This is a genomic window from Arthrobacter sp. S41 (assembly GCF_004320535.1).
Taxonomy (GTDB): Bacteria; Actinomycetota; Actinomycetes; order Actinomycetales; family Micrococcaceae; genus Glutamicibacter.
The window spans coordinates 282,348-304,292 of the sequence record NZ_SIHY01000001.1 but is presented as its reverse complement, the minus strand read 5'-3'; the positions used below and the strand labels follow the sequence as shown (position 1 = coordinate 304,292).

General features: G+C 57.7%; 22 protein-coding genes, 1 tRNA gene and 1 pseudogene. 5 read left to right on the top strand and 19 right to left on the bottom strand.

All coding sequences use genetic code 11. From position 1 onward, the window contains the following. The first annotated feature begins 4 nt into the window (after window positions 1-4). Entirely contained in the window at window positions 5-661 is a 657-nt protein-coding gene (locus tag EYR88_RS01510) for a hypothetical protein (protein ID WP_131087979.1), read from the top strand. A gap of 136 nt (window positions 662-797) precedes the next feature. Here EYR88_RS01510 and EYR88_RS01505 read toward each other — a convergent pair whose 3' ends face one another. The 6 genes from EYR88_RS01505 to ilvD all read right to left on the bottom strand — a co-directional run bounded on the left by EYR88_RS01505 (window position 798) and on the right by ilvD (window position 7,868). Next, window positions 798-1,652 carry a hypothetical protein gene (locus tag EYR88_RS01505; protein ID WP_131087978.1) on the bottom strand — a complete coding sequence of 285 codons (855 nt, stop codon included), beginning with the start codon at window positions 1,650-1,652 and terminating at the stop codon, window positions 798-800. 3 nt (window positions 1,653-1,655) lie between these two features. Beyond that, window positions 1,656-2,063 (bottom strand): hypothetical protein, encoded by a 408-nt coding sequence (locus tag EYR88_RS01500; RefSeq protein ID WP_131087977.1) that lies wholly within the window; start codon window positions 2,061-2,063, stop codon window positions 1,656-1,658. A gap of 273 nt (window positions 2,064-2,336) precedes the next feature. Further along, on the bottom strand, window positions 2,337-3,368 hold the full coding sequence (gene ilvC, locus EYR88_RS01495) for a ketol-acid reductoisomerase (RefSeq protein WP_131087976.1): 1,032 nt from the start codon (window positions 3,366-3,368) through the stop codon (window positions 2,337-2,339). Between the two features lie 102 nt (window positions 3,369-3,470). After that, window positions 3,471-3,989: an acetolactate synthase small subunit gene (gene ilvN, locus EYR88_RS01490; RefSeq protein ID WP_131087975.1), complete on the bottom strand. Its 519-nt coding sequence runs from the start codon at window positions 3,987-3,989 to the stop codon at window positions 3,471-3,473. A 3-nt stretch (window positions 3,990-3,992) separates the two neighbouring features. Further along, window positions 3,993-5,876 carry an acetolactate synthase large subunit gene (locus tag EYR88_RS01485; RefSeq protein WP_131087974.1) on the bottom strand — a complete coding sequence of 628 codons (1,884 nt, stop codon included), beginning with the start codon at window positions 5,874-5,876 and terminating at the stop codon, window positions 3,993-3,995. 288 nt (window positions 5,877-6,164) lie between these two features. Next, window positions 6,165-7,868 carry a dihydroxy-acid dehydratase gene (gene ilvD, locus EYR88_RS01480; RefSeq protein ID WP_131087973.1) on the bottom strand — a complete coding sequence of 568 codons (1,704 nt, stop codon included), beginning with the start codon at window positions 7,866-7,868 and terminating at the stop codon, window positions 6,165-6,167. 117 nt (window positions 7,869-7,985) lie between these two features. Between ilvD and EYR88_RS01475 the strand changes: the two genes are divergently transcribed. After that, entirely contained in the window at window positions 7,986-8,447 is a 462-nt protein-coding gene (locus EYR88_RS01475) for a hypothetical protein (RefSeq protein WP_131087972.1), read from the top strand. 93 nt (window positions 8,448-8,540) lie between these two features. Here EYR88_RS01475 and idi (EYR88_RS01470) read toward each other — a convergent pair whose 3' ends face one another. Both idi (EYR88_RS01470) and EYR88_RS01465 read right to left on the bottom strand, forming a co-directional pair. Continuing rightward, window positions 8,541-9,059: an isopentenyl-diphosphate Delta-isomerase gene (gene idi / locus EYR88_RS01470; RefSeq protein ID WP_131087971.1), complete on the bottom strand. Its 519-nt coding sequence runs from the start codon at window positions 9,057-9,059 to the stop codon at window positions 8,541-8,543. Between the two features lie 110 nt (window positions 9,060-9,169). Beyond that, window positions 9,170-10,324: a N(5)-(carboxyethyl)ornithine synthase gene (locus EYR88_RS01465; protein ID WP_131087970.1), complete on the bottom strand. Its 1,155-nt coding sequence runs from the start codon at window positions 10,322-10,324 to the stop codon at window positions 9,170-9,172. Between the two features lie 244 nt (window positions 10,325-10,568). Here EYR88_RS01465 and EYR88_RS01460 point away from each other — a divergent pair. After that, a pseudogene (locus EYR88_RS01460) lies at window positions 10,569-11,810 on the top strand (ISL3 family transposase). 50 nt (window positions 11,811-11,860) lie between these two features. Here EYR88_RS01460 and idi (EYR88_RS01455) read toward each other — a convergent pair. From idi (EYR88_RS01455) to EYR88_RS01420, 8 genes are read right to left on the bottom strand one after another with little or no spacing between them, the layout of a single operon-like run. Continuing rightward, a complete protein-coding gene (gene idi, locus EYR88_RS01455; RefSeq protein ID WP_131087969.1) occupies window positions 11,861-12,379 on the bottom strand; it encodes an isopentenyl-diphosphate Delta-isomerase in 519 nt (172 codons plus the stop codon). Window positions 12,380-12,404: 25 nt separating this feature from the next. Beyond that, window positions 12,405-13,226, bottom strand: a complete 822-nt coding sequence (locus EYR88_RS01450; RefSeq protein ID WP_347559251.1) for a prenyltransferase — start codon at window positions 13,224-13,226, stop codon at window positions 12,405-12,407. 44 nt (window positions 13,227-13,270) lie between these two features. Beyond that, window positions 13,271-13,627, bottom strand: a complete 357-nt coding sequence (locus tag EYR88_RS01445; protein WP_242632427.1) for a lycopene cyclase domain-containing protein — start codon at window positions 13,625-13,627, stop codon at window positions 13,271-13,273. Further along, complete coding sequence (locus EYR88_RS01440) at window positions 13,624-13,974, bottom strand: lycopene cyclase domain-containing protein (protein WP_131087967.1); 351 nt, start codon at window positions 13,972-13,974, stop codon at window positions 13,624-13,626. The genes EYR88_RS01445 and EYR88_RS01440 overlap by 4 nt, the downstream gene beginning before the upstream one ends. Then, a complete protein-coding gene (gene crtI / locus EYR88_RS01435; RefSeq protein ID WP_131087966.1) occupies window positions 13,971-15,563 on the bottom strand; it encodes a phytoene desaturase family protein in 1,593 nt (530 codons plus the stop codon). Before crtI ends, EYR88_RS01440 begins: the two co-directional genes overlap by 4 nt. After that, complete coding sequence (locus EYR88_RS01430) at window positions 15,564-16,505, bottom strand: squalene/phytoene synthase family protein (protein WP_131087965.1); 942 nt, start codon at window positions 16,503-16,505, stop codon at window positions 15,564-15,566. After that, entirely contained in the window at window positions 16,502-17,611 is a 1,110-nt protein-coding gene (locus EYR88_RS01425; RefSeq protein WP_131087964.1) for a polyprenyl synthetase family protein, read from the bottom strand. Before EYR88_RS01425 ends, EYR88_RS01430 begins: the two co-directional genes overlap by 4 nt. Then, on the bottom strand, window positions 17,608-18,099 hold the full coding sequence (locus EYR88_RS01420) for a MarR family transcriptional regulator (RefSeq protein WP_131087963.1): 492 nt from the start codon (window positions 18,097-18,099) through the stop codon (window positions 17,608-17,610). The genes EYR88_RS01425 and EYR88_RS01420 overlap by 4 nt, the downstream gene beginning before the upstream one ends. A gap of 127 nt (window positions 18,100-18,226) precedes the next feature. Here EYR88_RS01420 and EYR88_RS01415 point away from each other — a divergent pair, with 127 nt between their 5' ends. Then, complete coding sequence (locus EYR88_RS01415) at window positions 18,227-19,066, top strand: tryptophan-rich sensory protein (protein WP_131087962.1); 840 nt, start codon at window positions 18,227-18,229, stop codon at window positions 19,064-19,066. Beyond that, window positions 19,063-20,535 carry an SDR family oxidoreductase gene (locus EYR88_RS01410; RefSeq protein WP_131087961.1) on the top strand — a complete coding sequence of 491 codons (1,473 nt, stop codon included), beginning with the start codon at window positions 19,063-19,065 and terminating at the stop codon, window positions 20,533-20,535. Before EYR88_RS01415 ends, EYR88_RS01410 begins: the two co-directional genes overlap by 4 nt. A gap of 6 nt (window positions 20,536-20,541) precedes the next feature. On the opposite strand, the gene EYR88_RS01405 is transcribed toward EYR88_RS01410, so the two are convergent. From EYR88_RS01405 to bcp, 3 genes are all read right to left on the bottom strand, one after another. Next, on the bottom strand, window positions 20,542-21,099 hold the full coding sequence (locus EYR88_RS01405) for a MarR family transcriptional regulator (RefSeq protein ID WP_131087960.1): 558 nt from the start codon (window positions 21,097-21,099) through the stop codon (window positions 20,542-20,544). A gap of 142 nt (window positions 21,100-21,241) precedes the next feature. Further along, window positions 21,242-21,323: transfer RNA gene (locus tag EYR88_RS01400), tRNA-Leu, on the bottom strand. Window positions 21,324-21,414: 91 nt separating this feature from the next. Continuing rightward, on the bottom strand, window positions 21,415-21,906 hold the full coding sequence (gene bcp, locus EYR88_RS01395; protein WP_131087959.1) for a thioredoxin-dependent thiol peroxidase: 492 nt from the start codon (window positions 21,904-21,906) through the stop codon (window positions 21,415-21,417). Window positions 21,907-21,945 lie beyond the last annotated feature (39 nt).

Below are 21,945 nucleotides of genomic sequence, written 5' to 3'. Positions count from 1 at the left end.
GCACATGGGACCGATCAGTGCCCATGCTCGCTCGACTTTCTATGGGGAGAAATTGAATAAATTAGTTCAGCGTTCACTCGCTGTCATCGCTTCGGGAGCACTTGTATTCTCCGGTGTCTCCGCGGCCTCGGCCGCTCCGTTGCCCACCAGCATTTCATCTGCCAGCATCGTTGCTGCGAAGAAAAAGGCTCCTGCGGTAACGATCAAGAAAATTGGCACGAAGACTGTCAAGGGTTCAGCCAAGGCAACCATCAAGCCTAGCTATTCCAAGGCAAAGAACGTGAAGATCAAGTCGGCGTTGCTGAAGGTGGTCAAGGGCAAGAAGACCGTCGCCAGCAAGAAGAAGTCCGTCAAGCTCGCAGCGGGCACCTACAAGGTCACCACCACGGTCAAGTACCAGCTCAAGGGCAAGACCTCGACCATTCAGAAGACGCAGACCTTGCTGGTGAAGAAGGCGGCCGCCAAGCGTTCCGTGAAGATGAGCGGCAAGGCAAAGAACTGCCCTGCAGGCTACCCGGTGAAGGGCAACCGCACCGGCAGCCAGAAGGAGTGGAAGTACCACGTCAAGGGACAGCGCTTCTACAACATCACGAAGCCAGAAGAATGCTTCAAGACTGCAGCTGATGCGCGCAAGGCCGGCTACCGGGCTTCGAAGCTCTAAGCCTGCCTGGCTGGTATCCGACCCAGCAGACTAAAAAATCGACCTCGGTTACTTCCCATATCGGAAGTAACCGAGGTCGATTTATTTGAAATGCAATGGAGCCAAGTGCGAGGGAAGAATCTAGCTCCGCCAGCTCCTACTTCTCAATGGCTTCTGGAGAATCCTTCGCGGACTCCCCACTGCGGCTTTTCTTGATATTCTCGGCAAATGAAGTTGCTACGTCCTCGGCTTTGTCCAGGGCACGGTTCTTCGTCTCGTCCCCAAACTGCTTGATTGCGCTCAAGCCATCAGCGCCTGCATCAGTCACCTTGTCCCGAACCTCGGAGACAGCCTTGAGCCACTTCTTTGACTCCAGTGCCCCGTAGGCGCTCTCGATTCCCAATCGGCTTTGGAATTCCACTAGATCATTCGAGACGGCATTCGTCGCCTTCACGACTTCGCTCGATGACTTCGGATGCAGCAGCACCTTTGAATTCGCCAGTCCGGCGACGACAGCGATTCGCTCAAGAAGCTGCTCGGTCACCTTCGTAATGTGTGCGATTCTGCGTTCGCGCGCGATCTGCAGCGCGATTCGATGATTCTCCAGTTCGTCAGGAGACCCGTTGAGCACACGGTCCAGTTCCAGAACAGACATGCCGTCTTCGAGTTGGAAGCAACGTGCCAATACTGCCAACCACTGGGTGGCCTTTGATTCGATCTCGCGGGTGATCTTGGCCAGTTCACCCATCTTCGTTTTGTTTTCCAGCTTTTCAGCTAATCCTGCCAAGGCCCGCAGCGCATAGGACTGGGTCGTTGCGATGGTCTTGGCATTCGAATTAACCTTTGACCATGTCGTCTCGCCGATATGCCCCACTTGGTCGCGCACGACCATGGCATCATCGATGAGCATTCCAACACCATCAAGATCCGCTAGGACCGCGTCATTCTGCGCACGGAGGATATCGTCAATTTTCTCGTCGATCACCTTCAAGTAATCGGTGATCTCATCCATGCTCTACTGCATCGCGTATTGGGCTATAATTCCACCCACGCCTGCCAGAACAGCCGGGTTTGAAAGCATCGCCGTTGGGCTGGTGACGATTTCAAGCAAATTGCTGATCTTGCCATCTTTCATGACGACTGCACGCGCCAGGCCGTTCTCCGATCCAGCCATCAGGTTCTTGGCATTGAAGATCCGTGCTGAGTCTTCCGAGAGCTTGATCCAGCGTCCGGACGTCTGCGCAATCCCGCTACCGGCTTGCATCGCGGTTGCACTGTGGCCAGCTGCTTTGCTTACGCGTTCCAAGGGCAGTTCCTTGGAAATCAAGCCGACGGATTCCACGAATTTGTCAACGGCGCTGCGTTCGCCAAGGACTGCCACGCCATTTCCATCAGAAACGATCTCAATATCTTCGCTAGCCACTTTTGCTCCTTGAACTATCAGCTATTGAACAGCGGCGGCGGCATTGTTCGTTCTGCTCTCGCCCGGAACAATTCTTACACTAAAAGATTGAATACTAAAGTTCCTTCAGGCCGCGGCACTTCAGCACACAGCAGGAGTGCAGCTCCCTTTTCGATGCGCTCATCGCAGAATGGACGCAACATGCATTTAAACGAAAACCGCTGGCTCTAAACGATATTCCTATCGTTCAGAGCCAGCTGCTTTCAGATAATAAAGCTAGTTCTCAGCTCGCGATTAGCGGGCTACGGAACCATCTACGTAGTCATCCGAGGATGCGTCCGAGATCCAGGAGAACAGCGAGCGCAGTTCGCGACCGGTGGTCTCGATTGGGTGGGACTCACCCTTGGCACGCAATTCCTTGAATTCAGGAGCGCCAGCCTTCTGGTCTTCCATGAAGCGCTTAGCGAAAGCGCCGGACTGGATATCGCCCAGTACAGCCTTCATGTTTTCCTTCACCTCTGGGGTGATAACGCGTGGACCGGAGACGTAGTCGCCGTACTCAGCGGTGTCAGAGATGGACCAACGCTGCTTGGCGATGCCACCTTCCCACATCAGGTCAACGATCAGCTTCAGCTCGTGCAGAACCTCGAAGTAGGCGATCTCTGGCTTGTAGCCAGCTTCGGTCAGAACTTCGAAGCCGTACTGAACCAGCTGCGAGGTACCACCACAAAGAACAGCCTGCTCACCGAACAGGTCGGTTTCGGTCTCTTCGGTGAAGGTGGTTTCGATAACACCAGCGCGGGTGCCACCGATGCCTGCTGCGTAAGCCAGTGCCAGTTCCTTGGCGCCACCGGTGAAGTTCTGCTCCACGGCGATCAGGTCAGGGATACCACGGCCAGCTTCGAATTCGCGGCGTACGGTGTGACCTGGAGCCTTCGGTGCAACTAGGGCAACGTCAACGTTGGCTGGTGGCTGGATGAAGCCGAAGCGGATGTTGAAGCCGTGGCCGAAGAACAGTGCATTGCCTTCTTCAAGGTGCTCTGCGATGGACTCGGAGTACACCTGAGCCTGAACCTGGTCTGGGGTCAGGATCATGATGACGTCGGCCCAAGCAGCTGCTTCAGCTACGTTGGAGACCTTCAGGCCTTCAGCTTCAGCCTTGGCGCGGGACTTGGAGCCCTCAGCCAGACCAACAACAACCTCAACACCCGAATCGCGCAGGCTCAGTGCGTGTGCGTGACCCTGGGAACCGTAACCAATGATGGCTACTTTCTTGCCCTGGATGATCGAGAGGTCTGCGTCGTCTTCGTAATACAGATCAGCCACTGTAGTTCTCCTTATTTGTGCTCTGGCGTTTAGCTCAATCTCTAAGCTAGGTGCCAAGTATCTAAAATTTGTAGTTCGTGTCCGTTGATGTCTTCGCCAGTCTTAGGCAGAGAGGGACTTTAGTGCGCGGTCGCTCATTGATTTGGCGCCACGTCCCACCGCGAGGGTGCCGGACTGAACAATCTCTCGAATGCCAAAAGGCTCAAGGATCGCCAAGAGCGCTTCAATCTTTGCCGCGTTGCCGGTAGCTTCCACTACCAGCGAGTCGGTAGACACATCGATCACCGAGGCACGGAAGAGTTCCGCAGCCTGGGTCACCTGCAGGCGGGTTGCCGCGTCGGCACGCACCTTGACCATGATGTGGTCGCGCTGCACCGAGGTTTCCGGCAGCAGTTCGACAATTTTGATGACGTTGATCAGCTTGTTCAGCTGCTTGGTCACCTGTTCTAGGGAATCGCCCTCGGCGTCAACCACTACGGTCATGCGGCTAATGCCGTCAATTTCCGTGGGGCCTACAGCCAATGAGTGAATGTTGAAGGCACGGCGGGCGAAGAGGCTAGCTACTCGGGTGAGTACACCAGGTACGTCTTCTACCAGTACCGAAAGCGTGTGCTTTGCCATGTTTTAGTCCTCCTCTTCCCATTCAGGGGTCATGCCCTTAGCAATCTGAATTTGGTCGTTGCTGACTCCCGAAGGAACCATTGGCCACACCATCGAATCAGCCGAGACAACAAAATCGATCACCACTGGGCGGTCATTGATTTCCAAAGCCTGCTTGATGGTGGCGTCAATGTCTTCATCACGTTCACAACGCAGTCCCACACAACCGTAGGCATCTGCCAACTTCACAAAGTCGGGAATGCGTGCAGTGCCGTGACCGGTGTTCAGATCGGTGTTGGAGTAACGGCCGTCGTAGAACAGGGTCTGCCACTGACGAACCATACCCAGTGAAGAGTTGTTGATGATGGCAACCTTGATGGGGATCTTGTTGATCACGCAGGTGGCCAACTCTTGGTTGGTCATCTGGAAACAACCGTCTCCATCAATAGCCCAGACCACACGCTCAGGCTGGGCCACCTTGGCACCCATTGCTGCAGGTACCGAGAAGCCCATGGTGCCAAGACCGGCCGAGTTCAGCCAGGAGCGTGGACGCTCATACTTAACAAACTGGGCTGCCCACATCTGGTGCTGGCCTACACCGGCTACGTAAACGCCGTCAGGACCGGTGAGTTCACCGATACGCTGGATCACGTTCTGTGGCGCGGAGAGTCCATCCTGGGTTTGTGTGTAACCGATTGGATAGGTTTCACGCAGACGGTTCAGCAGTCCCCACCAACCGGTCAGATCGGCCTGAGGCTCGTTTTCAAAGCGGGTAGCGCAGGCTTCTTGCAGCTGCGGGATGATCTCATCCAGCGAGCCCACAATTGGCACATCTGCTACACGATTCTTGGAGATTTCCGCTGGGTCGATATCGGCGTGGATCACCTTCGCGTTAGGAGCGAAGGATGAGAGCACACCGGTGACACGGTCATCAAAGCGAGCACCCAGGGTGATCAGCAAGTCTGACTGCTGCAGTGCAGTCACCGCGGATACTGCACCGTGCATGCCAGGCATGCCCACGTGCTGTACATGGGAGTCAGGGAACGCACCGCGTGCGGTCAGGGTGGTGACCACTGGCGCGTTGATGAATTCCGCAAATTCCTTCAGCTCTTCGTGAGCGTTGGCCTTGATGACGCCGCCGCCTACGTAGAGCACCGGACGAGTTGCGCCGGCGATCAGCTTGGCTGCTTCGCGTAGCTGCTTGTTGTGACCACGAGTCACCACACGGTATCCAGGCAATTCCACCTTTGGTGGCCACGAGAAGGTCATATCCGCCTGTTGGGCATCCTTGGTGATATCTACCAGCACCGGACCGGGACGACCGGTCTGAGCTAGGTAGAAGGCACTGGCCAAGGTCTTGGGAATGTCTTCTGCTTTGGTGACCAAAAAAGCGTGCTTAGTGATCGGCATCGTGATGCCGACAATGTCTGCTTCCTGGAATGCGTCAGAGCCAATAAATGCGCTGTGCACCTGACCGGTAATTGCCACCATTGGGACCGAGTCCATATTGGCATCGGCCAGTGCGGTGACGAGGTTGGTTGCGCCGGGGCCGGAGGTAGCGATACAAACGCCTACCTCACCGCTAGCCATGGCGAAACCCTGTGCGGCATGGCCGGCACCCTGTTCGTGGCGGACCAAGACGTGGTTGATCTTGGTCGAATCCATCAGTGGATCATAGGTGGGAAGGATGGCCCCACCTGGCAATCCGAAGACGTCTTTGACGCCTAGTTCTTCCAGCGAGCGGACGATGGCTTGTGAGCCCGTCATCTGTGTGGGAGCAACGATAGTATTCGGACCCTGTACCGGGTTCGAAGCTTCCACAACGGAAGAGACAGCGGCGGTGGCATCCTTGGTTCGATTGATTGAATTCGCAACCGACGCCGGGTTGGCGGGTGTTGAGTTGCTCATCGGGATCCTTTCCATTTCTATCTCTTCGTTTGCGCATAAAAAACGCCCCGCGGCCGTCGCTACTGACGAAAGGGGGCTTGCGCGTTACCGATGTTCTGTCCGCTTAGTGCGACAGCGTCTCAGGCTCCGCGCCTGATAACTAGTAGAACATCGAAGTTTGTTTGCATGCCTCTAGTTTTCTCTACCCGAGGGTAAAGAGCAAATAGACGCCCCGTTCATCTCAGTATATGAGATGAATGTCCATGGTGTGGACGCTTCGTCTCACCCACACCATGAATTTTCTGCTGCTTAGCCGCAATACGCGCCTGTCGAAGCAGAATTGACTAGCTTTGCGTACTTGGCCAGCACACCCGTGGTGAACTTCGCTGGCAAGGGCTTCCACCCAATCTTGCGAGCTTCCAATTTTTCGGGATCAACCAAGAGGTCAAAACTCCGTGCCGAAATATCCACACGGATCTTATCTCCGTCGCTCACAAAGGCAATGGGCCCCCCATCAACGGCTTCAGGTGCCACGTGTCCAATACACAATCCGGTGGTTCCACCGGAGAAGCGTCCATCGGTAAGTAGCAAGACATCCTTACCTAGACCGGCGCCCTTGATGGCTCCGGTAATGGCCAACATCTCTCGCATACCCGGTCCACCCTTGGGTCCTTCATAACGAATGACCACCACATCTCCGGCGTGAATCTTTCCTGCATCCAGTGCTTCAAGTGCGCCTTGTTCACGTTCAAAGACGCGAGCGGTACCTTCAAAGACATCAGCATCAAAGCCGGCGGACTTCACCACTGCACCTTCGGGAGCCAGCGAACCATGCAACACGGTCACCCCACCGGTCTTGTGGATCGGGTTGTCCATGGCACGAAGGATCTTGCCGTCCGGATCTGGTGGAGCGATGTGCGCGAGGTTTTCAGCAACCGTCTTGCCGGTGACCGTCAGGCAGTCGCCGTGGATCAATCCTGCGTCTAGCAACGCCTTCATCACTACGGGGACACCGCCAATGCGGTCTAAGTCGTTCATCACGTAACGGCCAAATGGTTTCAGGTCCGCTAGGTGCGGAACCTTATCTCCAATGCGGTTGAAGTCGCTCAGCGACAGTTCAACTTCGGCTTCCTTAGCAATGGCCAATAGGTGCAACACTGCATTGGTTGAACCGCCGAAGGCCATCATGACGGCAATAGCGTTTTCAAAGGCTTCTTTGGTCATAATGTCGCGGGCGCGAATTCCCTTGCGCAACATTTCAATCACGGCTTCACCGGAGCGGTGCGCAAACATGTCGCGGCGTCGATCGGCTGACGGTGGAGCGGCGGAACCCGGAAGGCTCATGCCCAGGGCCTCACCGATTGATGCCATGGTGTTGGCCGTGTACATGCCACCACAGGCACCTTCGCCTGGACAGATGGCACGTTCAATAGAATCTAAATCTTTTTCGCTCATTCGCCCGGCCGCGCAAGCACCTACAGCTTCAAAGGCGTCAATCAAGGTGACGTCTTTTTCGGTACCGTCTTCTAGCTTGACCCAGCCCGGCATGATGGAACCGGCATAGAGGAACACTGATGAGAGGTTCAGTCGGGCAGCTGCCATGAGCATTCCCGGCAGCGACTTGTCACAGCCGGCCAGCAGCACTGAGCCGTCAAGCCGTTCGGCCATCATCACTGTTTCTACCGAGTCGGCAATGACCTCTCGTGAAACCAGTGAGAAGTGCATTCCTTCATGGCCCATAGAAATGCCGTCAGATACGGAGATGGTTCCGAACTGCATGGGGAAACCGCCGCCTGCGTGAACGCCTTCTTTGGCGCCTTGGGCTAGACGATTAAGCGAAAGGTTACATGGAGTGATTTCGTTCCATGAACTGGCAATACCAATTTGAGGTTTTGCGAAGTCATCATCGCCCATGCCGACGGCACGCAACATACCGCGCGCCGGAGCGGCGTGGATACCATCGGTGACCACACGGGAACGTGGTTTGATATCTGGCGTAGCATCCTGGCTCATAAATTTCATTCTAGTCGTCAATATGACCAATTGAGCAACCCATGACGTAACCATGACATGTTTCAATAAATGTTATGACTGATCAAATTGTCCAAAGATATCGGTAGAGTAGGAGACATGGACAACCGCCCAGACGAAAATCCAGCCGAGCAGGTCAAAGCGCGTCTTCACGACGCGTTCGATTCGCAGATCCCTAATTTCGCCAGCTACAACCTTGTAGCTGGAACTGGTATTGCCGGTTCCGGAGGACTTAAGGTCATCGGCTATCGGCGTCAGCCAGCAGAACTGATCATCGCTCCGGTGAATTCCAGTGACTTGCGGGCCTCCGAAGACGCCATCAATATCAATAACACCAATGTGAACCAGCTTGCCCAGCTTGTAGACGGCGGCTATGAAGTCGCCACCTCCACTGGACGAGTCTTCCGCTTCACCATCCCGGTTAAGCCGAGCATTGATTTTTATATCGATGACGCGGTGAGCGTTGGTGCCGTTATTGATCAAGAGTCAGATGCTCAGGACTTTGCTGAGTTCATGGATCACTTCATGAACACCGTTGAAGGAACTGAAAACTTCGTATAGGTCAACGTCGACCTCCGAACAAGACAAGGAAGCCTCCCAAACTCTTTTGAGTTTGGGAGGCTTCCTTGTTATTAGTTTCAGTTTCGATTCAACTCAGGCACGCTGATATAAATCCATCTGTTCCGCTTGCCAAACTACCCATGGGCTAAATGCCCAAGGGGTCAGACGAAGGGAGTCCCCCAGCTGATTCAGGTCAACCCAGCGGTGATCCATCACTTCGCTCGGGTTAGCCGAAATCTCGCTATCAATCACCGCAGTGAACACCGGGCAGATTTCATTCTCAACAATGCCGCTGGCATCTACCGCTCGATAACGGAAGTCAGGCAGCGCCAGTTCAACTGACTTGATGGACAGACCTAGTTCGTGTTGGGCATGGCGCTTGATAGCATCTTCCATCACTTCATCCGGTTGCGGATGTCCGCAAAATGAATTCGTCCAGACTCCAGGCCAGGTGAGCTTATTCAGTGAACGGCGAGTAACCAGAACCTGTCCGTCTGCATTAAGCACGTGGCAGGAGAATGCTTGGTGCAGTGCGGTGTCGGTGGTGTGCACCAGTTCTTTGGCACAAGTGCCAATTGGTTGGCCATCCTCCGACAGCAAAACTACATCCATGAAGATTCTTGTTTCCTGTTCTGATTGGCGCTCACCGGTAAAACCTTTGGGAACTAAGCGTATCGGAACCTGCCGCCTAGCTACCAACGGAGAATCTCAAGAAAGTATTGCTACTTGGCGGAGAGTTGATGAGGGTAGTGCGCTCCCCTGCCTTGGAACTCAAGAATCGCAGGATTGAGAACAACACCGTCCTGGATTTCAATGGCCCGTGAAATAGTTTTGTTTTCTTTCCAGGCCTCGGCTCCGGCCAGCACGGTATTGAGGAATGGTAACAAGCCTTCGCTAATCTCCCAGCTGGCCGAGTTCCACAGATACGAAGGGGAATGGTCCACCGCGTAGTAGTTGATGTTCGGACCAATGCTCGACATTGGTTCGGCAAAGGTGCTCGGCTTGGCCCATTCGAATCCCATCCCTTCATCACAAGACACGTCCACGATGATGCTCCCCGGGCTGAAAGCACTTAATTCTGCGGTTCGTAAGTACATCAACGGAGCATTGGGGTCTTGGAGAGTGCAGTTCACGACAATGTCGCTTTCGGCCAGGAACGGCGCCAATGGCAATTTGCCCTCGTCGGTGATGACTTCGCTTAGGTTCGGACCACCCTCATGTTCAAACTGGACCATCTGTACGGCGTGAATTGGGGAAGCTACGGCAGCTACCGATCGGCTAGTTAGCACCCGAACATCGTTAATGCCGTGGGCGCGCAGCGCGGTGACAGCGCCGCGAGCTGTAGCACCAAAGCCAATGACAGTCGCGGTCAGCCGGCGACCATAGTCTCCGGTGACCCCGCAAAGTTGCAGGGCATGAAGTACCGAGGCGTAGCCGGCGAGTTCATTGTTTTTGTGGAACACGTGCAGCCCAAAGCTACCGTCCGCACCCCAGTGATTCATGGCTTCAAAGGCAATCAGCGTGAGCTTTTTGTCGATGGCAAGCTGCGTCAGCTTTGCGTCCTGGACGCAGTGAGGCCAACCCCAAAGTGTCTGCCCTTCACGCATTTCTTCCAGGTCGGCGAATTGCGGTTTGGGAAGCAGCACAATGTCTGCGCTGGCGATGATTTCACTTCGTGAGGCGATTTTTCCGACAAATGGTGCCAGTTCTTCATCGCTCATGCCACAGGGAATGCCGTATCCGGATTCGATCATGATGCTCTGGCGGGAGTTTTCTTCGATGCGTTCAAAATGCATCGGGTGAATTGGTAGTCGCTTTTCGTCAGTCTTTTGCGAAGTTGCAATGACACCTAGCGAAAGGTTTTTTGTCGAGCCCATACGTGTTGCTCTCTTCCTGTGTGGAACAGGTCAAAATGACCGGCCCATACTCCTCACGGTACAGGGCTCCACCAAACGGAATTTTGAGAAATCTTTAAATGGCTCTTCAAGTTTTAGCGTGGTGGCCCCAAAATAAGTAGGGCTCGCAGTCCCTTTTGAGAAAATGGATGTCGTCTAGACAAACCATTACGCAAGGAACTACGAGCCGTGTTCCACGGATACCGGTGGAAGCGACCCTGCGTCGATTCTTAAGAACCTCACTGACTACCATGTCATCAACGCAACCCACGATACTGATGGACAACAAGTCCTCATCGAGCCCAAAGCCCTCGAAGCTGCCGGCCCTCGTGTGGGGTGGTCACCACTCGCATCCACGCCAGGCCAATCCACCGAGTCAAAGACATCCCAACCGGCGGAAACGACCTCCAGATCCTGGTACGCAAACGCCGTATGGCCTGCCAAGAAACAGCCTGTGCACGCCGTGCCTTCGTGCAAACCACCGCCCCAGCTGCCCTCCCCTTGCACGGATCACCAGCCCGCTCTCCAGCGTCTGGTCGATGAGATGAGCTGCGAATTGCGGGCAGTGTCTCGGGTCGCCGCAGCGCACGGAGAGTCGTGGCCTACGGTCATGGCGCGGCTGAATGTTGAAGGTCCGGTTGTCGGGGATGTGGACCGGATGTTTATTCGCCGCCTCGGTATCGATGAGCACCGTTTCCGTAAGGTTCGTTATGCCCGGGGTAGGACGGGAAGAGTCGTGCGGATTGAGCTGTGGTCCATTGTGTTCACTGAGCTTGATACGGGGAAAATCTTGGATATCGTGGACGCACGCCGCGGTGCGGCGGTGAAGAAATGGTTGAAGGCCCGGCCGCGGTATCGGCGTCAAAGTGTTGAGCATGTGGCGATTGATGTGTCTTCAGAGTTCCGTAAAGCGGTGCGGGAGAACTTACTGAAAGCGAAGATCAGTGTTGATCATTTTCATGTGATTCAGCGGGCGAATCATATGATCATCCAGGTTCGTCGACGCCGGTCCGATGAGGTCTTTGAACGTCGAGGTAGGGTGACTGACCCGGCGCATAAGTATCGGAAACTGTTGACCTGTAACTTGGAGAACCTTTCCCATCTTCAGATTGAACGACTGCAAGAGATCCTGTAATCAGATACTGAACTCGCGGTGGTTTATGGGATTAAAGAGCATATGAGAACGCTGTTGCAGGCTACGGACGTTCATGAGTGTCATTCCCGGTGGTCGGTGTTGGAGAAGTCTGTTCAAGCATCGAAAATGGTGGAGGCGCAGTCTTTGTTCCGGACGTTGGTTGCCTGGCGGTGCGAGTTGTTGGTGTTTGTGAGTACCCGGTTCACTAACGCTAAGGGTGAGTCAGTGAATTTGACGGCGAAGAACTTGAAACGGATTGGTCGGGGGTATCGGAATCAGGGTCATTACCGGGGTCGGATATTGTTGTATACGGTGGGCTTACTACCGTGCTGAGCATCCTCACCACGCTTGGCTTTTAAGAGCCGCTAATCTGGCCGGGCTCGCTACTGAGTGCGATACTGGGGCATTTCGCTGGCCTGCATGACCAGCCATGGGCTGAAGGCCCATGGAGCGGCTCGGACCGCTACCGCAAATTCCACGGGATCAACCCAGCGGTAATCCATGACTTCCTCCGGATTCATGGTGATTTCTCCATCGATCACGGCGGTAAATACCGGACAGATCTCGTTCTCAACAACCCCGGAGGCATCGACCGCGCGATAGCGGAACTCCGGTAGGGCCACCTGGATATCGCGGATCGCCATGCCCAATTCACCGCCAGCATGCCGGCGGATCGCGGTTTCCATCTGCTCCCCCGGCTGGGGGTGGCCACAGAAGGAATTAGTCCATACCCCGGGCCATGTCGACTTTGACAGCGCCCTGCGTGTCATCAGAACCTGGCCCAGGGAATTCTTGACGTGACAGGAGAACGCTTGGTGCAAAGGTGTATCCCTGGTATGCACTGTTTCCTTGGGCATGACGCCAACTGGCTGGCCGTCCTCGGAAAGCAGGATGACATCCATCAAATCCTCGACTTCTCTTTGGTGATTAGCGGGTGAATACAGCTGTGTAAATCAACAACATCGTCAGCATGAAACCACATAGGTAGTTGATCCACAGAAATCTCTTCCAGGCACGGTTAACCGTACCGGACGTGGAATCCTGCACCCCAAGATGCGGAAGCACATTAAGAATGTAGGCGATGGCGAGCAAGCCAGCTAACGAGCCGACTCCGCGAACCCCGAGCAGAAGCAACAGCCCAGCGAATACATACGCGCCCGCCACCAAGAAAATCGTCGTCCGCGCACCGAATGCTACCGCGATCGAACCAAGCTTTGCTTCACGGTCGGGAAGGATGTCCTGAATGGCACCCAGCGCATGGCTGGCCATGCCCCAGAGGAGGAATGCAGTGAACACCAGCCCTTGGGTGGGGTGCACCGGCGCTCCCGCCAGCACCCAGCCGAAGATCGCCGGTGAGACAAAATGGACCGCACTGGTCAGGGAATCCAGCCCAGCGCGTTCCTTGAACCGCAGGACCGGAACGCTATAGGCAAGCAACGCAGCAACCGACCCCGCCAGTACAGCCGTGGAGATGCCGCTACCGGCGAGGGCCAAGACGATCAGGAAGGGCACGGCGGTGATCGCGCTCGCCAGCAAAATCATCCGATGGCTGTGGCGGGCCAGTAGCGCGCCTTCTATGCCGCCCTTTCTCGGGTTGCGTAGATCCGATTCATAGTCGAAGACGTCGTTGACCCCGTACATCACCAGGTTGTAGGGAAACAAGAAGAAGATGGTACCCACGACGAATTTCCAATCCACTGAGCCACCAGCCAAGAGGTAGGCGGCGGCAAAGGGGTAGGCGGTGTTCACCCAAGACACCGGCCGCGAAGTTGTGATAATTCCATGAAGCATATTCAAGCCTTGTCGTGGTCAAGAGTGGAATGGCCGCTGCCCTTGCGCCTTGACTCCTGGCCTTCGAAGAGCCACCAGAGGCCGGGTGCCAAGAGCACGGCGCAGGCGGAGTAGAAGAAGTCCTCAATGGGCGCCAACCCGATGCGCAGACCGGAAAGCGTGTGCGTTCCATAGTCGAAGAGTCCCGCAAAGATCATCAGGTTGTCGAAGATCGCCGTGAGCAGCAGCATCAGCGCCATTGCGGCCAGCAACGGCAGCGCTATAGCGGCAGGCCTTTTCCGGCTGGCCAGGACGCCCAGGAGGAACACGCTGCCTGCTGCAGCGAGAAACCATAAGCTCATCTCAAGAAACAAGGTCATCGCCTTCCCCTTAGCTCTGAGCTTGCACGGCATCGCCGCGCCCGGACCTGGTTCAGCGCTTGCGCTCCGGTGACTAAAATCATCGCGCAATAGCACAGGAAGACCAGGAAAAAGACTTCTTCCAACGGAAACTGCTCGCCGACCATGATCCCGGTCATCAGCTTCGATGGCTCATGCAGGAAGATCCCTTGCCCGATGGCAAGGACATCCCAGAACACAAAAAATCCCGTCCCCAAGGCTAGGACCGCGAGCCCGCGCAGCGGGTGGCGGAAGACAAAGAGCTTCCATTTGGCATCCAATAGCGCCATGCACCCGAGCAGTCCGAGAAGAATACCCAGATAGATCATTGTCCCGCTTCCCATCTGTTGGCGCTTCGTCGCTCATCGGGCAAGGGGCCAGGGGCAGTGATGCCCAGAACTGCCTTGGCGGCCAGCTCGCCGCTGATCAAGCACATCGGAACGCCAATCCCGGGGCGCACCGTACTTCCGGCATAATGCAGTCCCTGCACCTTCTTGCTGTGGTTGCCGGGCCGGAGCATGGCGCTTTGGCCCAGGGTATGTGCCAGGCCCAACGCCCCTCCCCGGTAGGCGCCATACTGCTGTTCGAAATCCGCCGGCCCGATGCTCTGGCGCACCACGATCCGCTGGCGCAGATCCGAGATTCCCGCCCAGCTCGACAGCTGGTCGATGGCGGCGTCCGCGATCTGCTCGACCATGGCATCCCCGAGACCATCCGGGCCTCCTTTCCCCCATTCTGGCAGGGCCGGAGCAGGCACAAGAATGAACAGATTCTCGCAATCAGCGGGCGCGACGGAAGGGTCGGTGGCGCTGGGCTTGCAGACGTAAATGCTGGTTTCCGGCTGCAATTCGCGGCCGTCGCGGATGCGCGCGAAATTATCTTTCCAGTCCGTGCTGAAAAGCAGGTTGTGATGTTCCAGTTCTGGCAGTTTCCCGGTGATGCCCAGGCACACCAGAATGGCGCTCGGGCCTGGATCCCGGCGCGCAAAACTCTTGGTCGTATGAGTTTGGAGGTGCCCTGGCAGCAGGCTTCCGTCGATATGGCGCACATCGGCTGCCCCGATCACTGCCTGGGCCGCGGTGTGTTGCCGCTTCCCCGTGGCATCGGTCCAGTGAACCGCCGCCACCCGCGGGTGCTTGCCCGGCGTGGTTTCGATCGCGGTGGCGGTGGCTCCTACTGTGATGCTGGCTCCATGCTGGATTGCCACCTTTGCCATAGCCTCGGCCACCGCAGCGAAGCCGCCCATCGGGTACTTGACGCCATCTGTCAGGTCCAGGTGGCTCATCAGCTGATAGAGCGCAGGGGTGCGCTCCGGGCTGGAGCCCAAGAATACGGCAGGATAGCCAAGCAACTGGCGAATTTCATTGCTCTGGAAACGCTTGGCTAGGTAGCTTTCCAGGCTAGAGCCCAACAAGGCGGCCAGCTGTGGGAGCAGACGCAGCAGCTGAGGGTCCAGCAGTGACCGGGGCGAGCTGAAATCATCGTAGAGGAAGTGCTGCAGGGCCAGTTCGTAACCTGTGCGAGCGGTGCGCAGGTAATCCTCAAGCGCTGGAGTGCTTCCCGGTTCTAGGGATTCGAAGAGCGCGCGGATGCCCGGTGCGGTGCCCACGTCCACCGGAGATTGGCGGCCCTGGAAGAACGTGCGGTATCCGATTTCCAGTTCGCGCACCTCCAGCTGCGCGCTGACACTGGTTCCCATGAGCTCGAACCAATGCTCGAATACCTCTGGCATGAGATACCAGGAGGGCCCGGTATCGAAGCGGAATCCCGCGCGCTCAATACGGCCGGACCGGCCGCCCACCGTGGCGTGCTGTTCCAGCAAGGTGACATTGCACCCGCGCGCGGCCAGCAGACCGGCGCTGGCCAAGCCCGAGAATCCCCCTCCGATGACTACCACGTCCCGAATTTCTCTGGCCATCTAGTGCCGCCTTTCCATGATGTGACTGGTTTGCGTCTTTCCCGGCCTGCCCAGCAGCACCCGCACCGCGATCATCGCCTTGCGCCCGGGGGAAACCGAGATTCTGGTGCGCAGCAGCATTTTTGCCGGAGCCTTGTCCAGCTGCCTGTTCAACTCCCTGAACAGGTCGTGGGCCAGGCGCACCGCACGCGCCGCGGCGGGCGCCAGCAGTGGCAGCCCAGCACGCGCCGTTTCCAGATCCTGCTCGATCTGCGCCACCAGGCGCTGCTTTTCCTGCTCGCTAAATGCTGCGGGGTTGATGCCGGGGAAATAGGCACGTCCCAGCTCCTGGCTGTCCTGCATCAAATCGCGCAGGAAATTGACCTTCTGGAAGGCCGCGCCCAGGCTTCGGGCCGCCCGTTTGGCCTGGTCCGCTTGCTCCGCGTCCAGCGGCACGGCCCCGGGCATCGCCAGGAACACCTGAAGACACATCAGCCCGATCACCTCGGCGGAGCCGTAGATATAATCTTCGAGGCTGCGCGCATCGTGCTGCCCGGTGGTCAGGTCCGCCCGCATCGAGGCGAAGAACGGGGCAGTCAGCGCCTGCGTGATGCTGGTGGAACGAGCGGTGAGCGCAAAGGCATGCACCACCAGATTGGTGCTGTAGCCGCGTTCCATGGCACGTTCCGTTTCCGCTTCCAGGTCATCGAGGCACGCGGCGATCGCGCGCGGCTCGAGCCCGGCTTGGAAGGCCACGCCGTCGACGATTTCATCGGCGAGGCGCACCAGGGCGTAGATATTGGCGATATGGGTGGCGCTAGCTGTGTCGAGCATCCGGCAGGCCAGCGAGAAGGAGGTGGAGTACTGGCGAAGCAGCACCTGCGCGCTGCGTTGTGCCGTGCGGGAATACAAGTGCAGGGCAGGGGTGCGCGGGTTGAGCTCCCGCGGTTTTATGGCGTTCATCGGCGTCGCTCCAGGATGAGGTGGCTGCAGGTGCGCAGCAGCTGCTGGGCCTCCTCGGGCAAGTCGCGGAATGCCGTCGATCCAGTGGCGCGGCTGCACAGTGCTTGGGCCAGATGCCGGGCGAATTGCTCCGTCCCCTGGTCGACCAGCTCTTGGCGGATCTGCCCGACTGACACGTGACCGGAGCGGAGGCCATTGAGCATCTGGGCAAATTCAGGCTGTTCGGCGGCCAGGGCCAGCAGGATCGTGCTCTTGAATTCGCGCAGGTCGGACTCCACGGATTTGCCGGTGCACGAAGGATCCCCGAAGGTTCCAAGCACATCGTCGATGACCTGGTACGCCACCCCCAGCTGGCAGCCGACGGTGCCGATGTTTTCAGCTTGGCCCATGGTTGCACCTGCCAAGAGCGCCCCCGCTTGCAGCGGCAACTGGAAGGAGTACGATGCGGTTTTTAGCTGCTCCATGCGCAGCACTTCGCTGGTGGTCGCCGGGGCCGATCCCAGGGAGTAGAGCAGATCCTCCAGTTCCCCTGCTCCGGCCTGCTCGATTGCCTGGAAGAAGGCCTGCTCCACGACGGACTCGCTGTCGGTGCCAGCGGCGGCCCGTGCGGCGAGCTTGATCGCCTCGCTGATCAGCAGGTCACCGGCGATGATCCCCACCGAATTCCCGGCATGCTCCGCTTCGGCCTGGCTGCGCCCGACGGTTAGAGCTTGATCGCGGTACAGCGCCGAGATGGTTGGCTCTGCGCGGCGCACGAAGTCCTTGTCCACCACATCGTCGTGGATCAGCAGCGCACTGTGTAGCAGCTCGAAAGCGCAGCCCAAATCGATGGCACGGACCTCATTGCAGCCCGAGAAGGCGCGGTAGCCGAGCATGACCAAGGCCGGGCGCATCAGCTTGCCTGTGGACAGGCGGGCGGTGATCTGCGACCACAGCACGGCGGCCTGCGCGGAATACGCCGCGCTGCGCTGCTGAGCCTGCAACCCGATCTGCTCGAGGCGATCGCTGATGGCCGCCCGGGTGACTTCGTCGATGAACCCCTTCTCGCCGGTCATCGTGCGCGGGCCGGCCGGCGAAGATTGATCGGTACTGGCATGCGTTGTCATAGTTCACTGCTCCGGTGATCTGGTGGGGTGGAATTATCGTCTTGCCCAGTGCTGGCGGCCTGCAGCGATAGGAGGATTTCCGCGAGCAGCGTGCGCAGCGCTTGTCGGGAGGGAGCATCGAGCTGCGCACAGAACCTGTGCAGGCTGCGCAGGATCGCCAGCGCCTCGCCGGTTGCCTCGGGAAAGGCAGGGCCTGCATGGATCACAGTGCGCCTCCGGTCCGTGGGGTGTTCCCGGCGCGCGATCACTTGGCGTACCTCGAGCCGATCTAACACCGCGGTGATGCCGGCCGTAGAAACGCCCAGCTCCTTAGCCAGCTCGCCGGGTCCGGGTGCGCTCAAGCTGCGGATGAGGTTCAGCGCTTTGAGATCCGTGTCGTTCAGATTCAGGCCAGCGCGTAATCGAACTTCGCGCAGTGCATGCGCTCGCTGAAGTGAGATCAGAGAGCGGAAAAGTTCCGAAGTACGGAAGGGAGGTGCACTTGCCATGATTTTTTATCTCGCTATGTTGATATTTAGCTTATCTAGATACATGATGTTTTAATAATATAGTTTTGTAGAGATAGGTTTGTCCAGCCGCATCCGCAAAAAGATTCCACGATCCTAGGAGCAACGCATGAGACCCTCACACCAACCCGCACTGCAGCCGGGCGTCAGCCCTGTTGCCGAACCGCGATGGACCTGGTCGGTGGTCACGGCAATCTCGCTGGCCACGGCCATCGTCGTATCCTTCATCGGCAGCGGAGCACTGGGCGGCACTCCGGTCCAGCAGGTGGCCGGAGGCTACCTCAGCGCTGATGCGACACTGCTGGCGCCGGCAGGACCGGCATTTTCGATCTGGAGCGTGATCTACGCCGGATTGGCGGTCTACGGCATTTTCCAGCTCACTGCATCGGGCCGGCGCTCTTCCTGGGCAGCGACCCTGCGAACTCCGGCCGTGCTCTCGGCATTGCTCAATGCGGCTTGGATCAGCGTGGTGCAACTTGGCTGGTTGGGACTCAGTGTTGCCATTATTTTCGGCCTCGTCGCCGTCCTGGCGTGGATGATGGCAATCATGCGTGCCGGCACGCCATCATCGGGGCTGGAATACTGGATCATGTGGCTGACCTTCGGCCTCTACCTGGGATGGGTAAGCGTTGCCAGCATAGCCAATACCGCGGCATGGCTGTTGTCGCTGGGCTTCGGCGTCGATGCTGCGTGGGCTCCCAAGCTGGCCGTCGCGCTTTTGATTGTTGCCGTCCTGATTGCTCTGACCATCAGCTTCTATGCGCGCAACATCTTTGCTCCAGCAGCTATCTGCTGGGGTCTGCTATGGATCGGCGTTGGGCGCCTGGGCGGGGCCAACGCATCGAATCTGGTTGGCATCACCGCACTCGGCTGCGCGGCAGCAGTCCTGATTGGAGCCAGCGCAATCGCCTGGCACCGCACATCGAGTTCAAAGGAGGGCTCCCGATGAGCATGATCGCCGTCACCGGTGCCACCGGATACATCGGAGGCCGGCTGGTCCCGCGGCTGCTGCGCCAAGGGCACCAGGTCAAGGTCTTCACCCGCGATGCCCAGCGTTTGCGCGACGTTCCCTGGCATGCCGAGGTGGACATCATCGAAGGAGACCTCGCGGACCTTGAGGCCGTTTCCCAGCTCTGCTCCGGTGCCGACGTCGTCTATTACCTGGTGCATTCCATGTCCGGAAGCCGCAATTTCGCCGAACAGGAGAAAAATTGCGCTTTTGTCATGGCCCAGGCGGCACTGCAGCAAGGTGTTGGCCAAGTCGTCTACCTTTCCGGGCTGCACCCTTCGGGAGAACTCAGCGAGCACTTGGAATCCCGTGTTGCCGTAGGAGAGATCCTGTCCGCTTCGGTGAACACGCTGATCCTGCAGGCCGGACTGGTGATCGGCTCGGGATCCGCCAGTTTCGAGATGATCCGGCACCTGAGCGATGTACTGCCGGTGATGCCGGCACCACGGTGGGTGCGCAACAAGGTCCAGCCCATAGCCATTCGCGATGCCCTGCATTATCTCGTGGCCGCAGCCGAACTGGGAGCGCCCGTCCAAGGCGCCTACGACATCGGTGGACCGCGAGCCTACAGCTACGCCCAGCTGATGCAAATCTATGCCCGCGTGGCCGGGCTACGCGAACCGAGGATCTGGGCGCTTCCGCTGCTGACCCCGCGGTTGGCCTCGCATTGGGTCAATCTGGTCACGCCCCTGCCCCGCACTTTGGCTACCGCGCTCGTCCAGTCCTTGCAGCACGACTGCGTTATGCAATCGCGAAAAATTGACGATCTCATTGCGCCGCCTGCGCAGGGCTTGTGCGACTACCCCAAATCGGTGCACTTGGCCTTGGAAAAGATTCATGCGGACGCGGTGGAAACCACCTGGGCGACAGCCCATCCGATTTCAGCTCCGGCCGAGCCGCTGCCCTCGGATCCACAATGGGCTGGGCGCAAAAGCTATACCGATACGCGCAGGATCAGCACGGCAGCCACCCCGCAGGCACTCTTCCAGGTGGTGCAGCGACTCGGCGGTGATTCGCCATACTTCGCATTCCCAAGTCTCTGGAGGCTGCGCGGCCTGATGGATAAACTAGCCGGCGGCGTGGGGTCACGTCGAGGCCGGCGCTCGCACAGCACCCTGGCCCTAGGCGATGTAGTTGACTGGTGGCGGGTCGAGGCGCTGGAGAAGGACCGCCTGTTGCGCTTACGAGCGGAAATGCGCGTTCCGGGACAGGCCTGGCTTGAATACTCCATCGGCCAGCAAGCCAACGGAAACTCTGAGCTCATCCAGCGTGCGGTCTTCTTTCCCCGCGGCCTCTGGGGACGCTGCTACTGGTGGGCGGTCTACCCGTTTCACGGGGTCATTTTCCCGGCGACAATCGCCAACATCGCGAAGGACGCAGAACAGGCACCGCGCGGTTTCCGGGACTAGGCGCGACTAGGAACGCGTGGGGTTTGACTGCTCCAGGCTGCTGTCCAGGGCATCGGAGGTCTCGGCCAGGAAACGGATCACGACCTCGCGTTCTTCAGGGGTCAGAGAATAGGCCACCTCAAAGCGCTTGGCATGATGCCGCCCCATCTGCTCGCGCGCAGCCAGATGTGCCTGCTCGGTGACTTCGATGCACTGCGACCGGCGGTCCGTCGGATGCTGGCTGCGCCGAACATGCCCATGGGCTTCAAGCCGGTCGATCATTTTCGTCACGGACGCGCTGGAGATCCCGAGATAAGCGCGCAAATCAGTGGGTGTAGTAACCCTGCCCACATTCTTTGCGGCGATCAATTGCCGAAGCGCACGCATGTCGGTCTCATTCAATTGCATATAGCGCTGCGAGCTGCGCATGATCTTGCGCTCAACCTGCCGCATTCGGCCCATCTCGGCCATGATCCGCTCGATCTGCGCCAGATCAGAAGGGGAAATGCCCCGCCGGTCAATCAATAACTGTTCTGGATCCGATTCTACAAGCCCATAGGTTGTGGGCAACCGCTCTACTGCCATAACACCCTCCCCTACGCCCTTGCCCGGCCCAGCAGCACGATTATTCGCTGCCTATGATCCTTTGATACTACGCTTCACTGGCTTGCCATGAAGCAGACAAAAAACCCTGCGGTCCGATTGCTCAGACCGCAGGGTTATCAGGTGCGAGTAGAGAGACTTGAACTCTCACGTCCGAAGACACTGGAACCTAAATCCAGCGCGTCTACCAATTCCGCCATACTCGCTAGCGCTACACCGAGAATCGAAATCCTCGAAGGCGACCTCAATCAGTGTAGCGGAAGTTTTCACCGATACGAAATCGGCGGGTCACGCGGCCTACTTTGGGTCAATCCCCAAGTCACGACGGAGCTTAGCAACGTGACCTGCAGCACGCACGTTGTACTGCGCGAGTGCCACATTGCCCTCTTCATCCACAACGATGGTTGAGCGAATCAGCCCCTCGTAGACACGTCCGTAGTTCTTCTTTTCACCCCACGCGCCGTAGGCCTCGGCCACCGCGTGATCCTCATCAGAGAGTGTTGGGAAGTTTAGGGATTCGTTTGCGACGAACTTTTCCAGCTTTGAAACCTTGTCCGGAGAGATACCCAGAACTTGGTAGCCCAGAGACTTCAAAGACTCAATCGAGTCACGGAAGTCGCAGGCCTGCTTAGTGCAGCCTGGAGTGGAAGCTGCCGGGTAGAAATATACGATGGTTTTCTTACCGCGGTAATCAGATAAGGACAACGAGTTACCCGCTGCGTCAGTCAGGGTAAATTCTGGAGCCTTATCGCCAACGGCAAGGCGTGCGGTTGTTTCGGAAGTGCTCATTACTGGACCTCTTTTCTTCGCGGTATACAAAAAATCCGA